Genomic DNA, 565 nt, shown 5'->3' with positions numbered 1-565 from the left:
TTTCATTTGAACAACGTCGCCTAGCTCAAACTGTTTACGCTCCATCTCTACTGCCTCCCTTTTCATTACGTTGGTACGTGACTATTCTTGGATAGGGAATTTCTATTCCGCTTGCATCCAAAGCCTTCTTTATCTCAATATTGAGCTTCCGTGAAACGGCATGATGCGTATTGGGCCTGCATTCCGCTATAACACGTACCGTTACGNACCGTTACGCCTGTAGCAGCAATGGATTGAACACCTAGCACCTCGGGAGCACTAATGAGATTATCATCCTGCGTGCTTACCATCGTATAGCGGATGATATCTAGAGCACGATCTACATCCTCTTCATGCGCAACTAATATATCAACTACAGCAACGGTATTATTAATGGAAAAATTCGTTACCTGATTAATCATTCCATTAGGGATGATATGTATTTCTCCTGTCCAGCTTTGCACCCGAGTGGTTCTCAGACCGATCATTTCGACCGTACCTTTAAATTGTCCGGTTTGAATGACGTCTCCGACACCGAACTGGTCCTCAAGGACAATGAAGAAGCCTGTAATAATATCCTTTACTA

General features: G+C 43.6%; 1 protein-coding gene. It reads right to left on the bottom strand.

What is annotated here, in order from left to right; genetic code table 11:
• Positions 1–134 precede the first annotated feature (134 nt).
• On the bottom strand, positions 135–536 hold the full coding sequence (locus FJQ58_RS00305) for a mechanosensitive ion channel family protein (RefSeq protein ID WP_476641259.1): 402 nt from the start codon (positions 534–536) through the stop codon (positions 135–137).
• Positions 537–565 lie beyond the last annotated feature (29 nt).

The sequence above is a fragment of the Paenibacillus paridis genome (assembly GCF_006345825.1).
Lineage (GTDB): Bacteria > Bacillota > Bacilli > Paenibacillales > Paenibacillaceae > Pristimantibacillus > Pristimantibacillus paridis.
This window is presented reverse-complemented; position numbering and strand designations above follow the sequence as displayed.